Origin of the sequence: Martelella alba, from assembly GCF_006516955.1 — a bacterium.
GTDB lineage: Bacteria > Pseudomonadota > Alphaproteobacteria > Rhizobiales > Rhizobiaceae > Martelella > Martelella alba.
The window spans coordinates 615,262-639,220 of the sequence record NZ_VHLG01000002.1 but is presented as its reverse complement, the minus strand read 5'-3'; the positions used below and the strand labels follow the sequence as shown (position 1 = coordinate 639,220).

The 23,959-nt window shown below is 59.3% G+C and carries 27 protein-coding genes; 19 read left to right on the top strand and 8 right to left on the bottom strand.

Annotated features, from left to right (window positions below; translation table 11 throughout):
* Positions 1-388: 388 nt before the first annotated feature.
* The 6 genes from FJU08_RS06370 (at position 389) to FJU08_RS06345 (ending at position 6,544) form a co-directional block, all read left to right on the top strand.
* Positions 389-1,138: a COG4280 domain-containing protein gene (locus tag FJU08_RS06370; RefSeq protein WP_141148119.1), complete on the top strand. Its 750-nt coding sequence runs from the start codon at positions 389-391 to the stop codon at positions 1,136-1,138.
* Positions 1,135-1,335, top strand: coding sequence for a hypothetical protein (locus tag FJU08_RS06365; protein ID WP_141148118.1), 201 nt, complete (start codon positions 1,135-1,137; stop codon positions 1,333-1,335). The genes FJU08_RS06370 and FJU08_RS06365 overlap by 4 nt, the downstream gene beginning before the upstream one ends.
* A 29-nt stretch (positions 1,336-1,364) precedes the next feature.
* The gene (locus tag FJU08_RS06360; RefSeq protein ID WP_141148117.1) at positions 1,365-2,045 is read left to right on the top strand and encodes a winged helix-turn-helix domain-containing protein; all 681 of its coding nucleotides are present in this window, start codon (positions 1,365-1,367) and stop codon (positions 2,043-2,045) included.
* Positions 2,035-3,405 (top strand): sensor histidine kinase, encoded by a 1,371-nt coding sequence (locus FJU08_RS06355; protein ID WP_141148116.1) that lies wholly within the window; start codon positions 2,035-2,037, stop codon positions 3,403-3,405. The genes FJU08_RS06360 and FJU08_RS06355 overlap by 11 nt, the downstream gene beginning before the upstream one ends.
* A 249-nt stretch (positions 3,406-3,654) precedes the next feature.
* The gene (locus FJU08_RS06350; RefSeq protein WP_141148115.1) at positions 3,655-5,073 is read left to right on the top strand and encodes a phosphomannomutase; all 1,419 of its coding nucleotides are present in this window, start codon (positions 3,655-3,657) and stop codon (positions 5,071-5,073) included.
* Between the two features lie 43 nt (positions 5,074-5,116).
* Positions 5,117-6,544: a mannose-1-phosphate guanylyltransferase/mannose-6-phosphate isomerase gene (locus FJU08_RS06345; RefSeq protein WP_141148114.1), complete on the top strand. Its 1,428-nt coding sequence runs from the start codon at positions 5,117-5,119 to the stop codon at positions 6,542-6,544.
* Positions 6,545-6,770: 226 nt separating this feature from the next.
* Here FJU08_RS06345 and hslU read toward each other — a convergent pair whose 3' ends face one another.
* From hslU to FJU08_RS06325, 4 genes are all read right to left on the bottom strand, one after another.
* Positions 6,771-8,078 (bottom strand): ATP-dependent protease ATPase subunit HslU, encoded by a 1,308-nt coding sequence (gene hslU, locus FJU08_RS06340; RefSeq protein WP_141148113.1) that lies wholly within the window; start codon positions 8,076-8,078, stop codon positions 6,771-6,773.
* Between the two features lie 71 nt (positions 8,079-8,149).
* The gene (hslV, locus tag FJU08_RS06335) at positions 8,150-8,710 is read right to left on the bottom strand and encodes an ATP-dependent protease subunit HslV (protein WP_141148112.1); all 561 of its coding nucleotides are present in this window, start codon (positions 8,708-8,710) and stop codon (positions 8,150-8,152) included.
* Between the two features lie 113 nt (positions 8,711-8,823).
* On the bottom strand, positions 8,824-9,246 hold the full coding sequence (locus FJU08_RS06330; RefSeq protein ID WP_141148111.1) for a DMT family transporter: 423 nt from the start codon (positions 9,244-9,246) through the stop codon (positions 8,824-8,826).
* Positions 9,243-9,731 carry a DMT family transporter gene (locus FJU08_RS06325; RefSeq protein ID WP_141148110.1) on the bottom strand — a complete coding sequence of 163 codons (489 nt, stop codon included), beginning with the start codon at positions 9,729-9,731 and terminating at the stop codon, positions 9,243-9,245. The genes FJU08_RS06330 and FJU08_RS06325 overlap by 4 nt, the downstream gene beginning before the upstream one ends.
* 168 nt (positions 9,732-9,899) lie before the next feature.
* Here FJU08_RS06325 and hisB point away from each other — a divergent pair, with 168 nt between their 5' ends.
* The 7 genes from hisB (at position 9,900) to coaA (ending at position 14,731) form a co-directional block, all read left to right on the top strand.
* Complete coding sequence (hisB, locus tag FJU08_RS06320; protein ID WP_141148109.1) at positions 9,900-10,508, top strand: imidazoleglycerol-phosphate dehydratase HisB; 609 nt, start codon at positions 9,900-9,902, stop codon at positions 10,506-10,508.
* Between the two features lie 12 nt (positions 10,509-10,520).
* Positions 10,521-10,994, top strand: a complete 474-nt coding sequence (locus FJU08_RS06315) for a DUF2628 domain-containing protein (RefSeq protein ID WP_181409763.1) — start codon at positions 10,521-10,523, stop codon at positions 10,992-10,994.
* On the top strand, positions 10,991-11,644 hold the full coding sequence (gene hisH, locus FJU08_RS06310; protein WP_141148107.1) for an imidazole glycerol phosphate synthase subunit HisH: 654 nt from the start codon (positions 10,991-10,993) through the stop codon (positions 11,642-11,644). Before FJU08_RS06315 ends, hisH begins: the two co-directional genes overlap by 4 nt.
* Before the next feature lie 24 nt (positions 11,645-11,668).
* Positions 11,669-12,403, top strand: coding sequence for a 1-(5-phosphoribosyl)-5-[(5-phosphoribosylamino)methylideneamino]imidazole-4-carboxamide isomerase (gene hisA / locus FJU08_RS06305; RefSeq protein WP_141148106.1), 735 nt, complete (start codon positions 11,669-11,671; stop codon positions 12,401-12,403).
* 193 nt (positions 12,404-12,596) lie between these two features.
* Complete coding sequence (hisF, locus tag FJU08_RS06300) at positions 12,597-13,385, top strand: imidazole glycerol phosphate synthase subunit HisF (RefSeq protein WP_141148105.1); 789 nt, start codon at positions 12,597-12,599, stop codon at positions 13,383-13,385.
* 12 nt (positions 13,386-13,397) lie between these two features.
* Entirely contained in the window at positions 13,398-13,721 is a 324-nt protein-coding gene (locus FJU08_RS06295) for a phosphoribosyl-ATP diphosphatase (protein WP_141148104.1), read from the top strand.
* Positions 13,718-14,731, top strand: a complete 1,014-nt coding sequence (gene coaA / locus FJU08_RS06290) for a type I pantothenate kinase (protein ID WP_141148103.1) — start codon at positions 13,718-13,720, stop codon at positions 14,729-14,731. The genes FJU08_RS06295 and coaA overlap by 4 nt, the downstream gene beginning before the upstream one ends.
* A gap of 6 nt (positions 14,732-14,737) precedes the next feature.
* Here the strand turns inward: coaA and FJU08_RS06285 are convergent, their stop codons facing one another.
* The 3 genes from FJU08_RS06285 to FJU08_RS06275 form a co-directional block, all read right to left on the bottom strand.
* On the bottom strand, positions 14,738-15,358 hold the full coding sequence (locus tag FJU08_RS06285; protein ID WP_141148102.1) for an alpha-ketoglutarate-dependent dioxygenase AlkB family protein: 621 nt from the start codon (positions 15,356-15,358) through the stop codon (positions 14,738-14,740).
* A 5-nt stretch (positions 15,359-15,363) separates the two neighbouring features.
* The gene (gene arfB, locus FJU08_RS06280; protein ID WP_141148101.1) at positions 15,364-15,801 is read right to left on the bottom strand and encodes an alternative ribosome rescue aminoacyl-tRNA hydrolase ArfB; all 438 of its coding nucleotides are present in this window, start codon (positions 15,799-15,801) and stop codon (positions 15,364-15,366) included.
* Positions 15,802-15,934: 133 nt separating this feature from the next.
* Positions 15,935-17,542, bottom strand: a complete 1,608-nt coding sequence (locus FJU08_RS06275) for a phosphoenolpyruvate carboxykinase (protein ID WP_141148100.1) — start codon at positions 17,540-17,542, stop codon at positions 15,935-15,937.
* 333 nt (positions 17,543-17,875) lie between these two features.
* On the opposite strand from FJU08_RS06275, the gene FJU08_RS06270 reads away from it, so the two are divergent.
* From FJU08_RS06270 to FJU08_RS06250, 5 genes are all read left to right on the top strand, one after another.
* A complete protein-coding gene (locus tag FJU08_RS06270; RefSeq protein WP_141148099.1) occupies positions 17,876-18,595 on the top strand; it encodes a response regulator transcription factor in 720 nt (239 codons plus the stop codon).
* A 10-nt stretch (positions 18,596-18,605) separates the two neighbouring features.
* Positions 18,606-20,381 carry a sensor histidine kinase gene (locus tag FJU08_RS06265; RefSeq protein ID WP_328592403.1) on the top strand — a complete coding sequence of 592 codons (1,776 nt, stop codon included), beginning with the start codon at positions 18,606-18,608 and terminating at the stop codon, positions 20,379-20,381.
* Positions 20,378-20,863: an HPr kinase/phosphorylase gene (locus FJU08_RS06260; protein ID WP_141148098.1), complete on the top strand. Its 486-nt coding sequence runs from the start codon at positions 20,378-20,380 to the stop codon at positions 20,861-20,863. Before FJU08_RS06265 ends, FJU08_RS06260 begins: the two co-directional genes overlap by 4 nt.
* A gap of 219 nt (positions 20,864-21,082) precedes the next feature.
* Positions 21,083-21,484, top strand: a complete 402-nt coding sequence (locus tag FJU08_RS06255; RefSeq protein WP_141148097.1) for a PTS sugar transporter subunit IIA — start codon at positions 21,083-21,085, stop codon at positions 21,482-21,484.
* Positions 21,485-21,496: 12 nt separating this feature from the next.
* Positions 21,497-21,772, top strand: a complete 276-nt coding sequence (locus tag FJU08_RS06250) for an HPr family phosphocarrier protein (protein WP_141148096.1) — start codon at positions 21,497-21,499, stop codon at positions 21,770-21,772.
* A gap of 6 nt (positions 21,773-21,778) precedes the next feature.
* Here the strand turns inward: FJU08_RS06250 and FJU08_RS06245 are convergent, their stop codons facing one another.
* Positions 21,779-22,171: a VOC family protein gene (locus tag FJU08_RS06245; RefSeq protein WP_210245187.1), complete on the bottom strand. Its 393-nt coding sequence runs from the start codon at positions 22,169-22,171 to the stop codon at positions 21,779-21,781.
* Positions 22,172-22,422: 251 nt separating this feature from the next.
* Between FJU08_RS06245 and ahcY the strand changes: the two genes are divergently transcribed.
* The gene (gene ahcY / locus FJU08_RS06240; RefSeq protein ID WP_141148094.1) at positions 22,423-23,823 is read left to right on the top strand and encodes an adenosylhomocysteinase; all 1,401 of its coding nucleotides are present in this window, start codon (positions 22,423-22,425) and stop codon (positions 23,821-23,823) included.
* The last annotated feature ends 136 nt before the right edge of the window (positions 23,824-23,959 follow it).

The following is a 23,959-nucleotide window of genomic DNA, read 5'->3' as shown; positions in this document are numbered from 1 at the left end:
CAGGCTCATAACCTGAAGGCCGCAGGTTCAAATCCTGCCCCCGCAACCAATAAAGGCCCGTTAACGCAATGCGTTAGCGGGCCTTGCCCGTTTCTGGTCCGCCGCTTCTCTCTCTTAAATCGTCACCCGGTCGTCACCGTGAATTGGCGCGGCTTGTCCTTAAGTGGTTCGAGGCCTCATTTATGCTGAGGCTGATATGGTCTGGAAGGGCCAATTCATTTCGGATGGCGGGCGCAATCTTTGATGGCCACTCTGCTGCTGCCGTCAAGTTTCTTACGGATTTGTGATAAACGGTCTGCCGGCTTGCGGTTTGTCCGAAAGGCGCTAGTGTTTCACGCAAACGTGGCTTGTTGTATACGGCTGGCCCTTCGGTGAACGAGATCCGTTGATGAATGATACGGCTGCAATCCTTTCGACGTTTTCCGCCTCCTTCCTTGCTGCGCTTGTCGAGGTGGTCGAGGCCTTTACCATCGTGCTTGCAGTCAGTCTGACCCGTGGTTTCCGCCCAGCGCTCTTCGGAACGGGACTGGCGCTTTGCCTTCTTGTTGCACTGGTGCTTCTCTTCGGACCACTCTTTGCCCTTGTTCCGCTACGCGCCTTGCAGCTTATTGTCGGAACAGCGATGCTTCTGTTTGGCATGCGCTGGCTGAGAAAGGCGATTTTGCGCGCTGCAGGCCAGCTTGCGTTTCACGATGAGGCGGCCGCTTTTGCCCGCGAGATGAGTACCCTCGCCGGTGGCAAGGAGGGCCGTGGTGCAAATTACATCGCCGGGATTGCAGCCTTTAAGGCTGTCCTGCTTGAAGGGGTGGAAGTGGTTTTCATCGTTATTGCCGTCGGCGGTGCACATGGCATGACGGGGGTTGCGGGGCTCGGTGCGCTGAGTGCTGCGGTGCTGGTGGCTGTTGTCGGTATTGCGGTTCATAAGCCGCTTTCGCATGTTCCTGAAAATACGATCAAATTCGTCGTCGGCATCATGCTCACCTCATTTGGCATCTTCTGGCTAGGCGAAGCGATCGAGGTTGGCTGGCCTGGCGGGGACGTTGCCGTCTTGGTGCTGTTTTTGCTGTTTGGCGGGTTTTCTGTTGCGGCAGTGAAATGGCTTCGTTCTGGCCTCCAGAGGCGGGAGCAGGCGCGATGAGGCTGATGCAGGCGATTTTTGGCGAGCTTTACGGGCTGTTTGTCGATGACGGCTGGCTGGCCCTGCAGGTCGTGGTACTGGTTTTCGTGACCCTTTCGCTTGTTGACGGTTTCGGCCTTGCATCACTTGCCGGTGGCGGTCTTCTGGTCCTTGGCTGCATGCTGATCCTTCTGCTCAGCCTGCGGCGCGGACGATAGCCGGGCTTGTGAGGCGTCGAGACGGCATCATGCGTATCTTGGTCATTGAAGACGATCGACGCACAGCCGATTTCCTTGGCAGAGGTCTTGGAGAGGCGGGGCATGTCTGCGACATCGTCGGCAATGGCCGTGATGGGCTTCAGCATGCGCTGATGGTGCCGGAAAATTATGATCTCCTGATTGTCGATCGCATGCTGCCAGACCTGGATGGTCTTTCGCTTGTGCGTGAGGTCCGTGCTGCCCGGGTTAAGACGCCGATGCTGTTTCTGACCGCCATTGGCGGTGTTGATGACCGGGTCGAGGGACTGGAAGCGGGAGCGGATGACTATCTGGTAAAGCCATTCGCCTTTTCAGAACTTGTTGCGCGTATCAATGCGCTTGGCCGCCGACCGCCAGCGCAGGAGCAGCAGACGGTTTTGCGGGTTGCCGATCTGGAGATGGATCTTGTAGGGCGCGTGGTGCGTCGCGGCGCGCAGGTGATTGAACTGCAGCCGCGCGAGTTCACGCTTCTGGAGGTTTTGCTGCGCGCCGAGGGCCGGGTGCTGACCCGGGCCATGCTTCTGGAAAAAGTCTGGGATTTTCACTTCGACCCGCAAACCAGCGTTGTCGAGACTCACATCAGCCGGCTTCGCGCCAAGATCGACAAGCCTTTTGCGGTACAGCTTCTGCATACCGTGCGGAACACGGGATACAGCCTCCATGCGCCGTGACAGGCTGTTGCGCAGTACACCGGTTCGTCTGGCGCTGACCTATGGTGTATTTTTCGTGCTGGCATCGCTTGCTGTCTCGGTGGCAAGCTTTATGGCCCTGCGGGCCGAGCTTTACACCAATCTCGATGTCTCTGTCCGCGAAACCTATTCGATCGTGGCCTCAAGCTATGAGCCGCAGGATGCCGAGGATCTGGTGACCACGGTAAAGAGTTTCTCGCGCCTGCGCGAGCATGAGTACTGGGTATTCTATCTTGGTGGCGCCGACGGCCAAAAGCTTGCGGGCAACGCCGAGCGGCCTCCGGCTGACACGGGGCTGGCCAACGTCACGGCTTTGGACCTCGGCCTGGCCGGGAAAGGTCGTTTCCGGGTGATGCGCGGCGATGTTGCCGGTCAAACGCTGGTCGTGGGGCAGAGTTTTTCCGAAACCGAGGACATGGCGCAGATCATGCTGATCAATTTCGGCTGGGCGACGGCACTGGCAATCCTGGCGGCGCTTGTCATCGGTATTTTCCTGGCGCGGCGTGCGCAGGCGCGGCTGGATCGCATTGCCCATACGATGAACGAGGTTTCCAACGGGCGCCTTGACAGTCGTATCCGTCTTGTCGGCAGAGGCGATGATATCGATGTCGTATCCGGCCAGATCAACGCCGCCCTTGATCGCCTCGCGGCTCTGGTCGAGGGGATGCGTCAGGTCAGTGCAGACATCGCACATGACCTCAAGACGCCGCTTTACCGGTTGCGCCTGTCGCTCGAAGAGGCTGCAGCGCTTCTGGCCCGTGGGGTGGCCTCACCTGATCAGCTCGAGGAAGCGCTTGCCGAAAGCGATCGGATCAACGCCACTTTCGAGGCATTGCTGCGGATTGCCCAGATCGAGACCGGCGCGCGCAAGAAGCGTTTCCAGACTGTTGACCTTGCTGAAATCATGGAGACGATTGTCGAGATCTATGCCGATGTGGCCGAAGATAACGGCCAGTTTCTCTCTTTTTCCCGCCATGTTGCCGCTTCGGCCCTGATTTCCGGCGATCGTGAATTGCTGACCCAGCTTTTCGTCAATCTGGTTGAAAACGCCATCAATCACTGCGCCCACGGCGCGAGGATTTCTCTCACGCTTGGCGTGGAAGATGATTTTCTGGTGGCAGTGGTGGGAGATGATGGTGAAGGTATTCCTGCTGCTGAGCGTGAAAAGATATTTCAGCGCCTCTATCGGCTGGACAGGAGCCGGACATCGCCCGGCAATGGGCTGGGCCTCAGTCTGGTTCGCGCGATCGCCGATCTCCACGGCATTGCCATCCATGTTGAGGATAACGGGCCGGGCGCGCGATTCGTCCTGGCCGTACCGGGCGTTGCAGCCCCGGCATGAGTTCCGGTTCAGGATGGTCCCTCATCGCCGGCGAATGTTGACGGACCTGCCGCCGCGTCCTATCCAAAGGGCGGGAAAGACCATTCATCTGGCCCGGCGGTTTGGCCAGGGAAGGTTTTCGGCGCAGCTGACTGCAGCTCAGCTGGTGCCGCAGAGGAGGCTGTGGCTGACGGTCAAGGAGGCGTTCGGTGCCAATTCACGGAACCTTGTTCCGGGGCAGGCGTTGCACTTTCAAGGATGGTTGTTGAAATGGATTTGAAATTCGGAACAAGCGGTCTCAGAGGGCTCTCCACGGCCCTTATCGGTGAGGCGGCCTCGGTTCATACGGCGGGATTTTGCCGTCACCTTCTTGCGAGCGGCAAGGCAAAGGCAGGTGATCCGATACTGGTCGGGCGCGATTTTCGCAGATCCAGCCCCGAGATTGCCGAAAACTGCATGGCGGCGATTGCAGCCGAAGGGTTTCAGCCGGTGGATTGCGGCACGCTGCCGACGCCGGCGCTGTGCTATTATGGGTTTGCGCGTCAGGCTGCATCGGTGATGGTGACGGGATCCCATATTCCAGCGGATCGCAACGGCATCAAATTCTATACGCCGACCGGCGAAATCACCAAGGATGACGAGGTGGCGATCACGCAGAATGCTGCCGCCATGGTCGGAACCGTTCCGGTTGCCCGGCAAAAGGGTGAAGACCTGGCGGCAGAGGCGATGGCGCTGTTTTTCGCGCGCAATATCGCGCTTCTGCCGGAAAAGGCGCTTTCCGGCATGAAGATTGGCGTCTACCAGCATTCGACCGTGGCGCGCGATCTTCTGGTTGATCTTCTGGCGCATTACGGTGCGGAGGTGACTGCGCTCGGCCGCTCAGAAACCTTCATTCCCGTCGATACGGAAGCTGTATCCGACGACACGATCGCTCTGCTGAAGGGCTGGGCTGAAACGGAAGGGTTCGACGCGATCGTTTCCGCCGATGGCGATGCCGACCGTCCGCTGGTGGCGGATGAGGCCGGCACCCCGCTCAGAGGTGATCTCATCGGGCTGATGACAGCGCGTTTCCTCGGGGCAGGCGTGGTGGTGACGCCCGTCACCTCCAATTCCGGGATCGAGAAAAACGGCGATTTCGATGTCGTGCGCACCCGTGTCGGATCACCTTATGTGATCGCGGGCATGGAAGCGGCACTGGAGGCGGGCCAGGCTGGTGTGATCGGTTTTGAGGCCAATGGCGGCTTTCTGACCGGCTCCCCCTTCGCCCCGTCAGGCAAAAATCTCGAGGCTTTGCCGACGCGCGATTGTTTCCTGCCGATATTGTCGCTGCTTTATCTCGCCGCTTCAGCGGGAAAGCCGCTGAGCGCGGTTGCGGCCGGCTTCAACCTGCCTGTCGCAGCGGCCGACCGGATCCAGAATTTCGCCCAGACGCGTTCCGCTGCTCTGATGGACTATCTTCGCGGCCCAGGCGCCAATCTGAGCGCGTTTCTGGCGCCGGTGGGCAAGGTGGCGGCAAAGAGCGATATTGACGGACTTCGGGTAACGCTCGAAGACGGTCGGATCATTCACTTCCGCCCATCCGGCAATGCGCCGGAGATGCGCTGCTATGTCGAGGCGGAAAGCGCTGCGGCGGCGGCAGAACTGCTGAAGCAGGGGCTCGCCCTGATTGCCGCCCATGCGGCCGAATAAACGCGCATTTCAATCCGAAATCATATTGAGGAGACCCTGATACATGACTGGTAAAATCGTTCCCGTGATCATGGCCGGTGGCAAGGGGACACGGTTGTGGCCTCTTTCGCGAGCGGCCGCGCCCAAACAATTCATCCGTTTCCTCGGGCCGACGACGCTGTTTCAAAAGACGCTTCAGCGCGTTGCCGATGATCAGCGTTATGAGGCACCGATCGTGCTGACGAACGACGATTTCCGCTTTCTGGTGGCCGAGCAGGCGCGCGAAATGGATATCGCATTGTCGTCAATCATTCTCGAACCGGTAGCGCGCAATACCGCACCTGCCGTGGCGGCGGCTGCAGCGCTGGTGCAGTCGATGTTCGGTGCGGATGCGATCATGCAGGTTCTCGCCTCAGACCACGAGATTGACGCAGACGCGACCTATTTTTCCTGCATTGATACAGCCTTTGCCGCCGCTGATGCCGGCAAGCTTGTCACCTTCGGCATTGCGCCTACGGAACCGGCGACCGGTTATGGCTATATCGAAGCGGGGGAAGCGTTTGCTCCCGGTGCCTTTGCGGTGAAGCGCTTTGTTGAAAAGCCGCCGCTGGAAAAGGCGGAGGAAATGGTTGCGACCGGCAGCTTCACCTGGAATTCGGGCATGTTCATGTTTCCGGTGGGCACGCTGATCGGCGAGATGGAAGTCTATGCGCCGGAGGTGATGAGCCTGGCTTCCGAGGCGATCGAGAAGGGCGAAGCCGATCTCGACTTCACCCGTCTCGACAAAGAAACTTTTGAGCAGTGCCCGGATATTTCCATCGACTATGCGGTGATGGAAAAGACCGGCAATGCTGCTGTTGTGCCATCGGCTTTCAAATGGTCAGATCTGGGGTCCTGGGACGCGATCTGGAAAGAGGGCGACAAGGATGGCGATGGCAATGTCGTCTCGGGTGCTGCGACGCTGATGAACACGAAGGACACGCTGGTGATCTCGCGTCATCTGCATGTCGCCGGTCAGGGGCTGGAAGGTATGGCTGTGATTGCCAGCGAGGATGCCGTCTATGTCGGCAAGCTGGAAGACAGCCAGAATGTCGGCCAGATCGTCAAGCAGCTGAAGGCCTCGAAGAAGACCGAAGCGCTGGCGCGCGAACATCCAACATCCTACCGGCCCTGGGGCGGCTATACCTCGATCATCAAGGGCGAACGCTTCCAGGCCAAGCGCATTTTCGTGCATCCAGGCAAGAAGCTTTCGCTGCAGAAGCACCACCACCGCGCCGAACACTGGATTGTCGTCAAGGGCACGGCCGAGGTGACGGTGGATGAGAATGTGACGATGCTGAGCGAGAACCAGTCGGTCTATATTCCGCTCGGCGCGGTTCACCGTCTTGCCAATCCCGGCAAGATCACGCTGGAGCTGATCGAGGTCCAGACCGGATCCTATCTTGGTGAAGACGACATCATCCGCCTCGTCGACGATTTTGGCCGTGGCTGAGGCAGGGGCGAGACGCATAAAAGCCGTCCTCTCCGTCGTCATCCCCGTGCTTGTCACGGGGATCCAGGCGCTTCAGGGCGAGAGTCTTTCGCCGTGCAGACGCACGGCTGCTGGATATCTGTGTCAGGCACAGATATGACGCCTTAGGGATTGGAAAGCTCTGCTAACAGCAAGAAGCCGCCGGGCGGAAACCCGGCGGCTTCTTGCTGTTTCGATTGGGGGGCTTTTACAGGATAAAGCGGGAGAGGTCCGTATCCTGCGCCAGATCACCGACATGCTGGCGCACATAGGCTGCATCAATGGTGACATCCTGACCGCCGCGATCGGGTGCATTGAAGGAGATCTCGTCCAGCACGCGTTCCATGACCGTCTGGAGGCGGCGGGCGCCGATATTTTCGACCGTGGCGTTGAGATGCACCGCGACATCGGCGAGCGCATCGATGGCGTCCTCGGTAAAATCGAGCGTCAGCTCTTCCGTTTCCATCAGCGCCTTGTACTGGCGGATCAGGCTGGCCTCGGTCTCCGTCAGGATGCGGCGGAAGTCTTCCTTGGTCAGCGCCTGCAATTCGACGCGGATCGGCAGACGGCCCTGCAGTTCGGGCAGGAGGTCGGATGGCTTCGACACGTGGAAGGCGCCGGAGGCGATGAAGAGGATGTGATCGGTCTTTACCGGACCGTATTTGGTGGCAACCGTCGTTCCTTCGACCAGCGGCAGCAGGTCGCGCTGCACGCCCTCGCGGGAAACGCCGGCGCCCATGCCGCCCTCGCGGGAGGCGATCTTGTCGATTTCATCGAGGAAGACGATGCCGTCTTCCTGCACCAGGCGCATGGCCTCGCGCTGGATGACCTCGTCATCGATCAGCTTGTCGCTTTCGTCGCGGATCAGATCGGCATAGGAGTTCTTGACCGTGGTGCGGACCTTCTTGGTCTTCTGGCCGAAACCCTTGCCGAACATTTCCGACAGGTTCAAAACACCGATATTGGCACCCGGCATGCCGGGGATTTCAAAGCCCTGGCCTGCCGATGGCGTATCGGCGATCTCGATGTCGATTTCCTTCTCATCCAATTCGCCATTTCTCAGTTTCTGGCGGAAGCTGTCCTTGGTGGCGGGCGAGGCGGTCTTGCCGACCAGCGCATCGAGCACGCGTTCCTCGGCATTGGCATGCGCCTTGGCCTGGACATCCTGACGTTTCTTCTCGCGCACCAGCACGATACCGATCTCAACCAGATCGCGGACGATCTGCTCGACATCGCGGCCGACATAGCCAACCTCGGTGAACTTGGTTGCCTCGACCTTGATGAATGGCGCACCGGCAAGCTTTGCCAGACGGCGGGAAATCTCGGTCTTGCCGACGCCGGTCGGGCCGATCATCAGGATGTTCTTCGGCATGACTTCGTCACGCAGGTCTTCCGACAGCTGCTGGCGGCGCCAGCGGTTTCTGAGCGCAATGGCGACGGCGCGCTTGGCGTCATGCTGGCCGATAATATGGCGATCGAGTTCGGATACGATTTCGCGCGGGGAAAAATTCGTCATGATTTCAGTGCTCCTTGACGGTTCTCCGGCCTTTGAAAAGCACCGGAGCCGTTGCTCATGATCGCGCCCGTTCAGGCCGCGTCGAGCGTTTCGACGATGACATTCTGGTTGGTGTAGACGCAGATCTCTGCGGCAATGCCCATGGCCTTGCGGGCGATCTCTTCTGCCGAGCCGTCGCCATCCATCAGGGCGCGGGCAGCGGCATAGGCATAATTGCCACCGGAACCGATTGCCATAGTGCCGTGTTCGGGCTCCAGCACGTCGCCATTGCCGGTAATTGCCAGGGTGACGTCCTTGTCGGCCACCAGCATCATGGCTTCGAGATTGCGCAGATATTTGTCGGTTCGCCAGTCCTTGGCCAGCTCCACTGCGGCGCGCATCAGCTGGTCGGGATATTGCTCAAGCTTGCGCTCCAGCCGTTCCAGAAGGGTAAAGGCATCGGCGGTGGCCCCGGCAAAACCGGCGATCACATTGCCGCCCTTGCCGATCCGGCGCACCTTGCGGGCATTGCCCTTCATCACTGTCTGACCAAGCGAGACCTGGCCGTCGCCGGCCATGACCACCTGACCGCCCTTGCGCACGGTTATGATCGTCGTCGCATGCATCGTGCCGTAGGGATTATGTTCGCTCATGGGCTCAAACCTTGTCTTCAGCGACACCTTTTGGCCTCATGCCAGGGCGTCGGTTCGTGATCCTATGTAGGCAGCGGTGTGGCATTTGCAATCCGCAAGCCTTTGCTTCAGGCCTATGTGCGTCTTTGCGCAAGTAAAATCCCGCCTAGAATGAGCAGCAGGCCGATATCGCGCAGCGGCGAAAATTCGTTGATGCCGCTCACCATATCGACGACGATGCCGGTGAGCATCTGGCCGCCGATGATCAGCACCGCTGTTGCCACGGCGCCGATTTTCGGGATCACCCAGGAGCCGGCGGCGACGAAGATGACGCCGACCGGACCGCCCAGCCATGCATAGGCGGGAATTTCGGAAATATCGGGTGGAATGAGCCCGCCGATCACCAGCGCCAGCAGGCAGATCGTGATGAAACCGACGATATGGTTGAAGAAGGAGGCGATCATCGGCGAGGTCGACAGCGACAGGCGGCCATTGATCTGACGCGAGATGCCGACGAGAAGACCGGCCGTCAGCGCAGCTGAAATAGCGGTGATCATGCGGGACCTCCGGCAAGAATGACGGCAACGGATCCGCCAAGGATCAGTGCAACCGTGAGAAAATCGCGCAGATCGAGCTTGCGCGCCGGCAGGCCGAACAGGCCCCAGCGATCGGCCGCAAGCGAGAAGATCACCTGACCGGCAAGACCGAGTGCAATCGTGCCGGACAGCGCCAGCGGCGAATTGACCGACAGCGAAGCGAGAATGACGGTGGCGGCGCCTGAAATGCCGCCAAGATAGGCCCACCAGGGCGCTTTCAGGCGGGGGGCCGTCCCCGCAGGCCGACGCTTACCCGAAAAGGCAAAGATCAGACCGAGAAAGATGATCGCCGCAATCGTGCCAGCGCCATGGGCGACGAAGGAGGCAAACAGCGGATTGCCATAATGGGCAACCAGACCGTTCATATGGGTCATGGCAGCCAGAAGGCCGCCGGAGGCAAAGGCAGCAATGAAATAGATGAAGGCAGGGCGGGATTGTGTTGTCATGAAAATTGTCCCCTTTATGCGTCCCCTGATAATTGAGCATCCGGATTTAGACGAGAAACGGGCAAAGTAAAACTGCAAGACGATCGCCGGGCTGCCTTTTCTTTTGCGAAACAGGGATGTGCCTGTTAAGAGACGGTCATCAATCCGCAGTGAAGAAGGTTGAGGGATATGGCCGTTCAGCAGGATATGCGCCGCGCGGAAATTCAGCGCGAGACCAAGGAAACCGCAATTTCGGTGACCGTGAATGTCGATGGCACCGGTGTTGCCGATATCGCCACCGGGATCGGTTTCTTCGACCATATGCTGGATCAGCTTGCCCGCCATTCGCTGATCGACATGACGATCCGCGCCAAGGGCGATACCCATATCGATGATCACCACACGGTAGAAGATACCGGGATCGCCATCGGTCAGGCACTGGCAAAGGCGCTTGGCAGCCGTGCCGGTGTTACCCGCTATGCCTCGATCGATCTTGCCATGGACGAGACCATGACCAAGGCGGCGATTGATCTTTCGGGCCGGCCCTATCTGGTGTGGAACGTCACCTTCCCGTCGGAAAAGATCGGCACTTTCGATACCGAGCTGGTGAAGGAGTTTTTCCACGCCCTTGCCCAGAATGCCGGCATCACGCTGCATATTCTCAATCACTACGGGGCCAACAGCCACCATATTGCCGAAACCTGTTTCAAGGCGGTGGCGCGCGCCCTGCGCGCGGCGGCCGAGATCGATCCGCGCCAGGAGGGCCGCGTGCCCTCGACCAAGGGCATGCTCGCCTGATGGAGGATGATCATGGCAAGTTTTCTGGTTCTGCTGCCGCCCGGCCAAGGTGCTGAAAAAGCGCCGGAAAAGACCGTTTTCCTGCGCGACGGCTTTTCTTTCTGGGCGCTTGTCTTCGGCCCGTTCTGGCTGTTGTTCCAGCGCGTCTGGCTGGCGGGCGTCATCACGCTGATTGTCTCGGTTCTGCTCGGCATAGCCGGAGATATGGGCGGGTTTGATATTGCGTCCGGGCTGTTTTCGGTCGCGCTGAACATCTTCATCGCGCTTGAGGCGCGCGGCTTTAAGGCTCATGCCATGGAAAAGCGTGGATTTCGCCTTGATGCCGTGATCGTCGCCGATGATCTCGATGAGGCTGAAGAGCTTTATTTTGCCGGATTTGCGGGGGCAGAGACGGCCCTGCCGGATTTTGCAACAAAGGGCCCGCAACGGGCTGAACCGGCGGCGTCGGGCATCGGCCTGATGGACGCCTATGGAATGTCATCATGAGCACAGTCGCCATCATTGATTACGGCTCGGGCAATCTGCGCTCGGCCACCAAGGCTTTTGAACGCGCCGCGCGCGAATGCGGGTCCGATGCCGAAATCATCCTGACCGACAAGGCCGAGATCGTTGCCGCTGCCGACCGCATCGTGCTGCCGGGCGTTGGTGCCTACGCTGATTGCCGGGCGGGGCTGGATGCCGTGCCGGGCATGGTCGAAGCGATTATCGAGGTTGCCGAGACAAAGGCGCGCCCCTTCCTAGGCATCTGCGTCGGCATGCAGCTGATGTCGGATCGCGGGCTGGAAAAGACGGTGACGAAGGGCTTCGGCTGGATTTCCGGCGATGTCACGCTGATCAAACCGGCCGATCCGGCGTTGAAAATTCCCCAGATCGGCTGGAATACGCTGACGCTCAGGAGCGAGCATCCGCTGTTTGACGGTATCGAGACCGGCGAAGACGGGCTTCACGCCTATTTCGTCCATTCCTATCATCTGGCGGCAAAAAAGCCGGAACAGGTGATCGCCGTGACCGATTACGGCGGTCCCGTCACCGCTTTCGTTGCCAATGGCAACAAGGCCGGCTCGCAGTTTCACCCGGAAAAGAGCCAAACGCTCGGCCTGAAACTGATCGCCAATTTCCTGGAGTGGGCGCCGTAACGCGCCAGACAAGAGACGAAAACCATGATCCTTTTTCCCGCCATTGATCTCAAAGACGGCCAGTGCGTGCGCCTCAAGCTTGGCGATATGGACCAGGCGACGGTCTATAATCCCGATCCCGGCGCGCAGGCGAAAGCCTTTGAGGACCAGGGCTTTTCCTGGCTGCATGTGGTGGATCTGAACGGCGCCTTTGCCGGGCGCACCGTCAATGGCGATGCGGTGGACGCCATCCTGAAGGCGACGAACAACCCGGTACAGCTTGGCGGCGGCATCCGTTCGCTCGATCATATCGAAAACTGGCTGTCGCGCGGGCTTGCCCGCGTCATTCTCGGCACGGTCGCGGTGCGCGATCCCGATCTGGTCAAAACGGCCTGCAAGGCCTTTCCGGGCAAGGTTGCCGTCGGCATTGACGCGCGCGGCGGCAAGGTCGCCGTTGAAGGCTGGGCAGAGGCCTCCGAGCTTGAAGTGGTCGAACTGGCAAAGCGCTTCGAAGGCGCGGGCGTTGCTGCAATCATCTATACCGATATTGATCGCGACGGCGTGCTGGCCGGGATCAACTGGGCCTCGACGCTGAATCTGGCGGCGTCAGTTTCGATCCCGGTGATTGCCTCGGGCGGCCTTGCCTCGATGGATGATATTGCCCGCATGACCGAGCCGGATGCACAGATCCTCGAAGGCGCGATTTCCGGCCGTGCGCTTTATGACGGGCGGATTGATCCGGCCGCGGCGCTGGCGCTGCTGAAATCCGCCGCCGTGTGAAACCTTGTCCTTTCGCGCGTCATGCGTCCATTTTGATGCGCGATGTATTCGTCCTTTTGTTCTGGCATTGATGCGCAGGGCTTCCCGCTATAAAAGAGCGGACGAAACATGACCCGTCAGGCTGGTGCAAACAGGGCTGCCAACCCGGCTGAAATCTTACCGATCCCTGTCCCGATCGCCCGGAGACTATCCAATGACCCTGAAAGCCCGTGTCATTCCCTGCCTCGATGTCAAGGACGGCCGTGTCGTCAAGGGCGTGAATTTCGTTGATCTGATTGATGCCGGCGATCCGGTGGAAGCGGCGCGCGCCTATGATGCGGCGGGGGCCGACGAGCTCTGCTTTCTCGATATCACCGCCACGTCGGACAATCGCGAAACGATTTTCGATGTCGTCACCCGCACTGCCGAGCAGTGCTTCATGCCGCTGACGGTTGGTGGCGGCGTGCGCGAGGTTGCCGATATCCGCAAGCTGCTGCTCTGTGGCGCCGACAAGGTGTCGATCAACTCGGCCGCAGTGAAAAACCCGGATTTCGTCGCTGAAGCAGCCGACAAGTTCGGCAATCAGTGCATTGTTGTCGCCATTGATGCCAAGCGCCGGGCAACGCAGGCACCGGGCCGGGAAAACCGCAGTGCCTGGGAAATCTACACCCATGGCGGCCGTCAGCCGACCGGCATTGACGCGGTGGAATTTGCCGAAAAGGTCGTGGCCCTTGGCGCAGGCGAGATCCTGCTCACATCCATGGATCGTGACGGCACCAAGGCCGGTTATGATCTGGAGCTGACGCGCGCCATTGCCGATGCGGTTTCTGTGCCGGTGATTGCCTCTGGCGGTGTCGGCACGCTTGAACATCTGGTGGATGGCATAGCCGAGGGCCATGCCACGGCGGTGCTGGCCGCCTCGATCTTCCACTTTGGTACCTATTCCATTGGTGAAGCCAAACAGTATATGGCTGATCGCGGTATCGCGATGCGGCTGGACTGAGGGAGGAAAGCCATGACCGATTTTTCGCTTGCCGATCTGGAAGCCATCGTCGCGAAGCGCGCAGGCGCGTCACCGGATGAGAGCTGGACGGCAAAACTGGTTTCCAAGGGGCAGCGCAAGGCGGCCAAGAAGCTTGGTGAGGAAGCCACCGAAGTGGTGATCGCCGCCATTGCCGAGGATCGCGAAAACCTGACCTATGAAGCCGCTGACCTGCTCTATCATCTGCTGGTCGTACTTAAAATTGCCGATATTCCGCTGAATGATGTCATGAACGAGCTTGCACGGCGGCAAAGCCAGTCGGGCATTGCCGAAAAGGCGGGGCGGACGGGTGAATGACGACGGCGGGAACGGCCTTGGCCGACGAGATCAACGCATCGGCGATCGCGCTTGACAGTTTTGCCGCGGGGCAGGTGTCGCCCTATCGCTTTTTCACTGCGGATGAGTGGTCTCATTTCCGTGCCGATACGCCGATGACGCTGAAGGCGGAGGAAGTCCGTCAGCTCCGCTCGCTCAATGACCCGATCGATCTGGAAGAGGTGCGGCGCATCTATCTGTCGCTGTCACGGCTGCTGTCGTCGCATGTCGAAAGCTCGCAGATGCTGTTTCGCCAGCGCAAGCGGTTTTTGAATTTCCGCGAAGACGATAACAAGACCCCCTTCATCATCGGCGTTGCCGGTCCGGTGGCGGTGGGTAAATCGACCACAGCGCGCCTTTTGAAGCAATTGCTGGCCCGCTGGCCGTCAAGCCCCAAGGTTGATCTCGTGACCTCGGATGGCTTTCTCTATCCAAATGACGTTTTACAGCGTGACGGGCTGATGCGCCGCAAGGGCTTTCCCGAAAGCTTTGATACCGGCGCGATCCTCAAATTTCTCTCCGCCATCAAGGCCGGGATGCCAAATGTCCGCGCACCGCTTTATTCGCATCTGTCCTATGATGTGCTGTCGGACGGCTTTGTCACCGTCGACCGGCCGGATATCCTGATTTTCGAGGGTATCAATGTGCTGCAGTCGCGCGATTTGCCGGCCGGCGGGCGCATGGTGCCGATCGTTTCGGACTTTTTCGACTTCTCGATCTATATCGACGCGGAAGTCGAGCAGATCCGGCAATGGTATGTCGACCGTTTCCTCAAGCTGCGCCGCACCGCCTTCCAGGACCCAGCCTCCTACTTCCACCGTTATTCCGCGCTGGATGAGGCCGAAGCGCTGTCGATCGCGGAAGATCTGTGGCGCAATATCAATCTGAAGAATCTCGAAAACAACATCCTGCCGACCCGCCCGCGCGCCGATCTCATTTTGCGCAAGGGACACGATCATCTGGTGGAGACGGTGGCGCTGCGGAAATTGTGACGGGCGTCATTGGGGATTGACCCGCCTCAGTGTCAGATTGATCCGGCCCCCTTTTTTCAAAAGGGTTGATGTGCCGGGATAGATCCGCGTTACGCCGTGAAAGGCAAGCCGGCTTTTGCCGCCGAGGATGACGATATCGCCGCTTTTCAGCTTCAGTGACTGTGCCTTGTCGCTGCGTGAAAGGCCGCCGATCCTGAACAGGCAGCTGTCGCCAAGCGATATCGACAGGACCGGGGCAGAAAATTCCGCCTCATCACGATCCTGATGCAGGCCCATTTTCGCGGTCTCGTCGTAGAAATTCACCAGACAGGCCTCAGGCGGCGCGTCAAAGCCGGAAAGATCGTTCCAGAGCGCCATCAGCGCGGGCGGGATATCCGGCCAGGGTTTGCCCGTTTGCGGGTGGAGCGGCTGGTAGCGATAGCCACGCTCCTTGTCGGTCACCCAGCCGAGCGGCCCGCAATTGGTCATGCGCACGGACATGGCTTTTCCCGTGCGCGGCATGGCCGGCACATAAAGCGGAGCTTTTGCGACAACGGCGCGGATCTCGTCGAGAAGTTGCTGCTGGTCCGCGCGGTCGAGATGGTCCGGCAAATAGTCAAAGCCGTCCGGCAGTTCGGTTCCGGCCATGGCGATCAGTCCTCCCGGCCTGGCTTGCCGCGCATTTTCTTGACTTCGGAACGGCCGGATTTTTCCTTCAGCCGGCGTTCAATGGAGCCACGGGTGGGCTTGGTCTTGCGCCGTGTGGGCGGCGGCGGCAAGGCAGCTTCCAGCACCATTTCCTTCAGCCTGTCGCGCGCATCCTCGCGGTTGCGCTCCTGGCTGCGGTGGCTTCTGGCCTCAATCATCAACACGCCGTCTTTGGAGACACGCCGGCCGCCGATGCGGATCAGATTGCGGCGGATACGTTCGGAAAGGGCCGGTGAGGTGGCAACGGAGAAGAACAGCTGAACGCCGGTGGCAAGCTTGTTGACATTCTGTCCGCCGGGGCCGCCGGTCAGGATGAACTGCTCGGTCAGTTCCCAGCCGGAAATGACGATCCGGTCGTTGATGTGAAGGTCGCTTGCAGCCATGGTCCACTCCTTGGCGCCATATCACACAGGCGGCGGGTCAAGGGCAAGCATATCAGGGGGAAAATGCCCGGCGGCAGGGAAAATCCGGCCGGGCATTTTCTCTGGTGCTCCTCCCACGGAGCTTTCGTCTAAATCAGGCGCTGGTGAGCGTCTTTGGTGCCGCGGCCCGCACGCCATCGTCGACATGGGTCTCGAACTTGGCGAAATTGGCGATGAACATGTCGACAAGCCTGGCGGCCTGGCGGTCATAGGCCATCGGATCCGACCAGGTGTCACGCGGCGTCAGGATCGTCTGGTCGACGCCGTCAATGGCGAGCGGAACGGCAAAGCCGAAATTGTCGTCAATGCGGAATTCCGCCGCTTTCAGATCGCCCGACAAGGCCTGTGCCAGCATGGCGCGGGTCTGGCGGATCGGCATGCGCTTGCCGGTGCCATAGGCGCCGCCGGTCCAGCCGGTATTAACGAGCCAGCAATCGACCTCGTGAAGCGCAATCAGATCCTTCAGAAGATTGCCGTATTCCGCCGGGTGGCGCGGCATGAAGGGGGCGCCGAAACAGGTCGAGAAGGTGGCTTCCGGCTCGGTCACGCCCTTTTCGGTGCCGGCAACCTTGGCGGTGTAGCCCGAAAGGAAGTGATACATGGCCTGTTCCGGGGTCAGCTTGGCTATCGGCGGCAGCACGCCGAAAGCATCGGCCGTCAGCATGATGATCGTCTTCGGATGGCCGGCCTGGCCGGTCTTTGACGCATTGGGAATGAAGTTGAGCGGATAGGCGCAGCGGGTGTTTTCCGTCAGCGAACCATCATCGAAATCGGGCTTGCGGTCAGCATCAAGCACGACATTTTCAAGCACGGTGCCGAAGCGTTTGGTGGTGGCGAAGATTTCGGGCTCGGCTTCCGCCGAAAGCCGGATCGTCTTGGCATAGCAGCCACCTTCGAAATTGAAGACACCCTTTTTGCCCCAGCCATGTTCGTCATCGCCGATCAGCGTGCGTGTCGGATCGGCCGACAGCGTGGTCTTGCCGGTGCCCGACAGGCCGAAGAAGACGGCGGCGTCGTCCTTGGCGCCGACATTGGCCGAGCAATGCATCGGCATGACGCCGCGGGCCGGCAGCAGATAATTCAGCATGGTGAAGACTGATTTCTTGATCTCACCGGCATAGGACGTGCCGCCGATCAGCACCAGACCGTTGACGAGGTCGCAGGCGATCACCGTCTCGGTGCGGCAGCCATAACGCTGCGGATCGGCCTTGAAACTCGGCAGGTCGATGATCGTCAACCTGGCGGTGAAATCTTCCAGCTGGTCGCGATCCGGACGGATCAGCAGATTGCGGATGAACATGGCATGCCAGGCATATTCGCTGACAACACGGGTTGGCAGAGCGTTTTCGCTGTCCGCACCGCCGATCAGATCCTGGATGAAGACGTCACGGCCTTCCGCATGCGCCAGCATATCCTGCTTCAGCAGGGCAAAATGCTCCGGCGACATCTTCTTGTTGTTGTCCCACCAGATTTCGGGCTCGGTGGTCTGGTCGCAGACAACAAATTTGTCCTTGGCGGAACGGCCTGTATGCTGACCGGTGAGTGCGCGAAGCGCACCATCGGCCGTCAGGACCGCTTCGCCACGGCGCAATGATTCCTCACACAGCTGCGCCGGCAACAGATTGTAATAAACGCTCCCCAGGTTCTTCAAACCCAGCGCTGCCGCCGGAAACCCGTGATTGTAGAGCCCGAATTCCTCCATGATCCAATCCTTCATTGGCTAAACAAATTGAATTTTTTAAATTTATATTTAATCAAGTCGGGATGCGCAACCGAAAATTACATAAAATATAGCAATATCAATTATTTAATCGTTTTAAACAAAAATGTGCGCGCATGTAAGATTTAAATCCGCATGGATTGCCATATATTTAGCCGGATATGGCGGAGAACGAGAAAAAGCCGGCTTAACCGTGTCAGAGCGTCGCAAAGGCGCCATTGCCACAATTTGTTCCAGTTTTTTTCCAAGAGATGCTAAAAAGACATCGGAAGCGGTCGCCCTTAAAAAACGGCCACTCGACAGTAGGAGCCTATGATGCAGACCATCGCCCTTGTGGACGACGACCGAAACATCCTGACGTCGGTTTCGATCGCGCTCGAATCCGAGGGATATCGTGTCGATACCTATACGGATGGCGCAACCGCGCTGACCGGGCTTTTGTCCAATCCGCCACAACTGGCGATCTTCGATATCAAGATGCCGCGTATGGATGGTATGGAGCTGCTCCGCCGGCTGCGCCAGAAATCGGATGTACCGGTGATCTTTCTCACCTCCAAGGATGAGGAGATCGATGAGCTTTTCGGGTTGAAGATGGGGGCGGATGATTTCATCACCAAACCCTTCTCCCAGCGCCTTTTGGTTGAGCGGGTCCGGGCGGTCCTGCGCCGTGTTGCCGGGCGCGATGCCGCGGCATCCGGCGGTGCCAAGGCGGGTGACAGCGAGGCGAACCGTCCGCTGGAACGCGGCCAGCTGGTCATGGATCAGGAACGTCACACCTGCACCTGGAAAGGCGATCCTGTGACGCTGACTGTAACGGAATTCCTGATCTTGCAGTCGCTCGCCCAGCGGCCCGGTGTCGTCAAGAGCCGTGATGCGCTGATGGATGCGGCCTATGATGATCAGGTCTATGTCGATGACCGCACGATCGACAGCCACATCAAGCGGCTGCGCAAGAAGTTCAAGCTGGTCGATCGCGAGTTTGACATGATCGAAACCCTATACGGCGTCGGCTACCGCTTCCGCGACGCCGCCTGACAGGCATGCCGTGACGGAAGGGACCGTACAGACCGCGACATCGCGGATCAAGAAGCGCTGGCGAGGGCCCTTTCTGGTTCTGCGCCGGTTTCTCGCTGCGACGGTTTTTTCCAGCCTCAACTGGCGCATCCTGTTTTTCAACCTTCTGGCGCTGTTTTTTCTGGTTGGCGGTATTCTTTATCTCAACCAGTTCCGTGAGGGCCTGATTGACGCCCGCATGGAAAGCCTGACCACGCAAGGCGAGATGATCGCGGGCGCAATAGCGTCATCGGTTTCGGTCGAGAGCGACACGATGACGCTTGATCCGCAAAAGCTGCTTGAGCTGCAGGCCGGTGAAAGCGCAAGACCGTCTCCCAATGACGAGGATCTCAAATTCCCGATTAACCCGGAAAAGGTGGCGCCGATCCTCAGGCGGCTGATTTCGCCGACACGCACCCGTGCGCAGATTTTTGATCCGGATGCCAATTTGATCCTCGATTCACGCTATCTGTTCTCACGCGGACAGATTCTGCGCTACGATCTGCCGCCGGTGGCCGAGACGACCACAGAATCGGTCATCGACAAGCTCGGCAATTTCCTCAGCTGGGTGCTGCAGCCACATGGTGAGGCGCGTTATGAGGAAGCACCGGGTGGCGATGGTTCGATTTATCCCGAAGTCATGACGGCGCTGAACGGGCAGACCGCGCGATCGGTCAGGATCAATGATCAGGGCAAGCAGATCGTTCTGGTTGCCGTGCCGGTCCAGCGTTTCCGCGCCGTGCTCGGCGTGTTGCTTCTGTCGACCCAGGCTGGCGATATCGACAAGATCGTCCATAATGAACGTCTCGCGATCATCCGCATGTTCGTTGTCACCTCACTTGTAACCATGGTCTTGTCCTTCATGTTGTCCTCGACCATCGCCAATCCGTTGCGCCGGCTCTCCGAGGCCGCCGTCCGGGTCAGGCGCGGGGGGCCGCGCGAGCGTCAGGAGATTCCCGATTATTCCGCTCGCCAGGATGAGATTGGCCATCTCTCCACCACCTTGCGGGAAATGACGACGGCGCTTTACGACCGGATTGATGCGATTGACAGTTTTGCCGCCGATGTTGCCCATGAGCTGAAAAATCCGCTGACCTCGCTTCGCAGTGCCGTCGAAACCCTGCCGCTTGCCAGGACCGAGGACGCCAAGGCGCGGTTGACGGAGATCATCCAGCATGATGTGCGCCGCCTCGACCGTCTGATCAGCGATATTTCCGATGCCTCGCGGCTTGATGCGGAACTTGCACGCGAGGATGCCTCTGTCTTCGATGCCGAGACGCTTCTGCGCGATCTCGTCGCATTGTCGCGTGACATCGGCTCGCGCAAGCCGGTCGATATTGATCTCAATGTCGAAACGCCCCATGGCGGAAAGAACAGTTTCGATATTTTCGGCCACGATCTCAGGATCGGTCAGATCATCACCAATCTCATCGAGAATGCGCGGTCCTTTGTCTCCGAAAAGACCGGCAGGATCGATGTCAGGCTGAGGCGTGGCCGCAACCACATCATCATCACGGTGGAAGATAACGGGCCGGGGATCCGCGCCGAGGATATTGAGCGCATCTTCGAGCGGTTTTATACCGATCGCCCCGATGGCGAGGCGTTCGGACAGAATTCCGGTCTCGGCCTGTCGATTTCGCGTCAGATTGCCGAAGCCCATGGCGGTACGCTGGTGGCGGAAAATATCGTGGACAAGGACAGTGGCGATATCACAGGCGCCCGCTTCATTCTCACCCTGCCGGCCGTTTCCGGCCATCGCAACGCATGAGCGGCGGTGTAAATCTTCACGCAACAGCCGTTGTCATCGGTGTTTCCGGCATTCTGCTGGTCGGGCCGTCGGGGTCCGGAAAGAGCAGGCTGGCCCTGTCACTGCTGGCGGAAGCCGATGCGCTTGGTCTTTTCGCCCGGCTCATCGCCGACGATCAGGTCTTCATCGCACATAGTGGCGGGCGGGTGATTGCCAGTGCTCCGCCGGCCATTGCCGGAAAGATCGAAATCTATGGCAGCGGCATTGCCGTAGTGGAGCATCTGGACGCAGCGGTGATGGATTTCTGTGTCCGGCCCGTTGATGTGAAAACGGCCGAGCGCCTGCCCGAGCCGGAGCTGTCCTTCACGCTGCCGGGCGGTGAGATGCTGCCTCTGGTGCCGCTGATGCTTCAGGGCGCAGGCTCGCTTGCGCGGCTGAACGCGCTTTGCCCGGGTCTGGCGGACGGGCGCCCGGCGCGGCCGTGCATCGACGGAAATGGCTAGCGATCCTTTGACGCCCCGTGCTAGAGCATCGGGCGATGCCGATTGGTCGCATGACGCTCTCACCCGGGATCAGGCGCTTGTGCCGCAGGCACTGGGCTGGTGACATTCAGCCTTTTGGGCTTGCACTTCGCCGCCACTTCGACAAGATGGGCGAAAAGGTTGTCCGTGGTATTTCGGGGTGATTGCCGGAACTGGACATGAAAAGGGAGCGAAACCAACATGATCGGACTGGTGCTTGTAACCCATGGTAGACTGGCCGAGGAGTTCCGCCTCGCGGTTGAGCATGTGGTGGGCGCACAGGACGCCATCGAGACCATCTCGATCGGTCCCGAAGATGACATGGACCAACGGCGGGATGATATCCTCAAGGCCGTCGGCCAGGCCGATAGCGGCAATGGTGTCATTATTCTCACCGACATGTTTGGTGGCACCCCTTCCAATCTCGCCATCTCCATCATGAGCCCCGGCCGGGTGGAGGTGATTGCCGGCGTCAACCTGCCCATGCTGATCAAGCTTGTGGCGGTGCGCGGCGACAATGACATGGCCAAGGCGCTTGCCGAGGCGGAAGATGCCGGACGGCGGTATATCAATGTCGCCAGCCGTGTGCTTAACGGAAAATAGGATCGCGGCCTGATGAGCGAAGCGAGCCGTGAACTCACCATCGTCAACCGGCGCGGATTGCATGCCCGTGCCTCGGCAAAATTCGTGCAGACCGTTGAACGCTTCGACGCTCAGGTCACCGTGTCTAAGGATGGCATGAGTGTCGGCGGCACATCGATCATGGGGCTGATGATGCTGGCCGCAGGGATCGAGAGTCAGATTGTCGTCAGCGCCAGCGGCCCGGATGCCGATGAAGCGCTGGATGCGATTGCCAGCCTGGTCGAATGCCGTTTCGGCGAGGAATGCTGAAGTTTTTCAGTCCCTTGGCGGCTGCCAGAGTTCAATCTTGGTGCCGTCGGGATCAAGGACCCAGATAAAGCGGCCATTGTCATCACCGTCGTCGCGGCCGAGAATGGGCACGCCTTTCGCCTCGAGCCGGGCGATCATAAGGTCCATGTTGTCAACGATGAAGTTGATCATGAAATCGCGTGATGAGGGGGCAAGATAGTCGCTCTTTTCGCAAAAGACGCCCCAGAGCGAGGCAGATCCGGTGGGCCTGTCCTCGTCGGCAAAGCGGGCGCCGCCCCAGGTCTCAACGGCAAGTCCAAGTGTATCACGATACCAGGTGGTGAGCCTGTCGGTGCCAGCGCTCAGAACGAAAATGCCGCCAAGCCCGGTAACCCGGCCAATTGCATTGTCATCTGCCATGGATATTCTCCCCCTATGGATGTATTTTCAATTTGGATCTCGGATCGGTTGCTGTCAAAGCCTGACCGGGTTTTGTGTTATCCATAGGTCGCTTGCCATGGCGCTCTCAAGACATAAAGATTTCTTTATGTCTTTCTTGCATGGTTCCGGCAAGGCTGTTAAACCCTTGGCCTGAAACTGACGGCCCTGATTGGGCCCCGGCGGGATCGAAGGATCCGCCTTTTGCTACAGCTAGATTTTCGGAGTTTAAGATGAGCGCCACGCAGGATTATCACGTTGCCGATATCGCGCTTGCCGATTTCGGTCGCAAGGAAATCGACATTGCCGAAACAGAAATGCCCGGCCTGATGGCAGCGCGTGCGGAATTCGGTGAAAGCCAACCTCTCAAGGGCGCGCGCATTTCCGGTTCACTCCACATGACGATCCAGACCGCCGTTCTGATCGAGACCCTGAAGGCGCTCGGCGCCGATGTCCGCTGGGCATCCTGCAACATTTTCTCGACCCAGGACCACGCTGCGGCGGCAATCGCTGCCAGCGGCACGCCGGTCTATGCGGTCAAGGGCGAGACGCTTAGCGAATACTGGACCTATACGGACCAGATCTTTCAGTGGCGCGATGGCGGCCTGTCCAACATGATCCTCGATGATGGCGGCGATGCCACCATGTATATCCTGACCGGTGCACGCGCCGAAGCGGGTGAAGACGTGCTGTCGAACCCGCATTCGGAAGAAGAGGAAGTGCTGTTCGCCCAGATCAAGAAGCGCATGGCGGCAACACCGGGCTTCTTCACCAAGCAGCGCGAAGCGCTTTATGGCGTGACGGAAGAAACCACGACCGGTGTGAACCGCCTCTACCAGCTCGCCCGCGCCGGCCAGCTGCCCTTCCCGGCCATCAACGTCAATGACTCGGTCACCAAGTCGAAATTCGACAACAAATATGGCTGCAAGGAATCGCTGGTTGACGGTATCCGTCGCGCCACCGACGTCATGCTTGCCGGCAAAGTCGCCGTTGTCTGCGGCTATGGCGATGTCGGCAAGGGCTCGGCCGCTTCGCTTTCTGGGGCCGGCGCACGCGTCAAGGTGACCGAAGCAGATCCGATCTGCGCGCTCCAGGCCGCCATGGATGGCTATGAAGTCGTTGTTCTGGAAGACGTATTGTCGTCGGCTGACCTCTTCATCACCACCACCGGCAATATGGATATCATTCGCCTCGAGCATATGCGCGAGATGAAGGACATGGCAATCGTCGGCAATATCGGCCACTTCGACAATGAGATCCAGGTGGCCTCGCTGCGCAATTTCAAGTGGACCAATATCAAGCCGCAGGTCGACATGATCTCCTTCCCGAATGGCAAGCGGCTGATCCTCCTGTCGGAGGGGCGTCTTCTCAACCTTGGCAATGCCACCGGGCATCCCTCTTTCGTCATGTCGGCATCTTTCACCAATCAGGTGCTGGCACAGATGGAAATCTTCCTGCATCGCGACCAGTATGAGAAGGGTGTTCACATCCTGCCCAAGCATCTCGATGAAAAGGTTGCCCGCCTGCACCTCGACAAGCTTGGCGTCAAGCTGACCGTGCTGTCGCCCGAGCAGGCTGCCTATATCGGGGTTACGCCGGAAGGCCCGTTCAAGCCCGATCATTACCGCTATTAAGCATTCGGTAAGCATAATCTCCTAATCTGGCCGCGCCTTCAAATGACAGGCGCGGCTTTGTTTATTTGCGGCGGACTCTTTTTTCGGATTCGCCAAGCGTTTATGTTTTTTAAGGTGCGATTCGCCTGATTTTTAG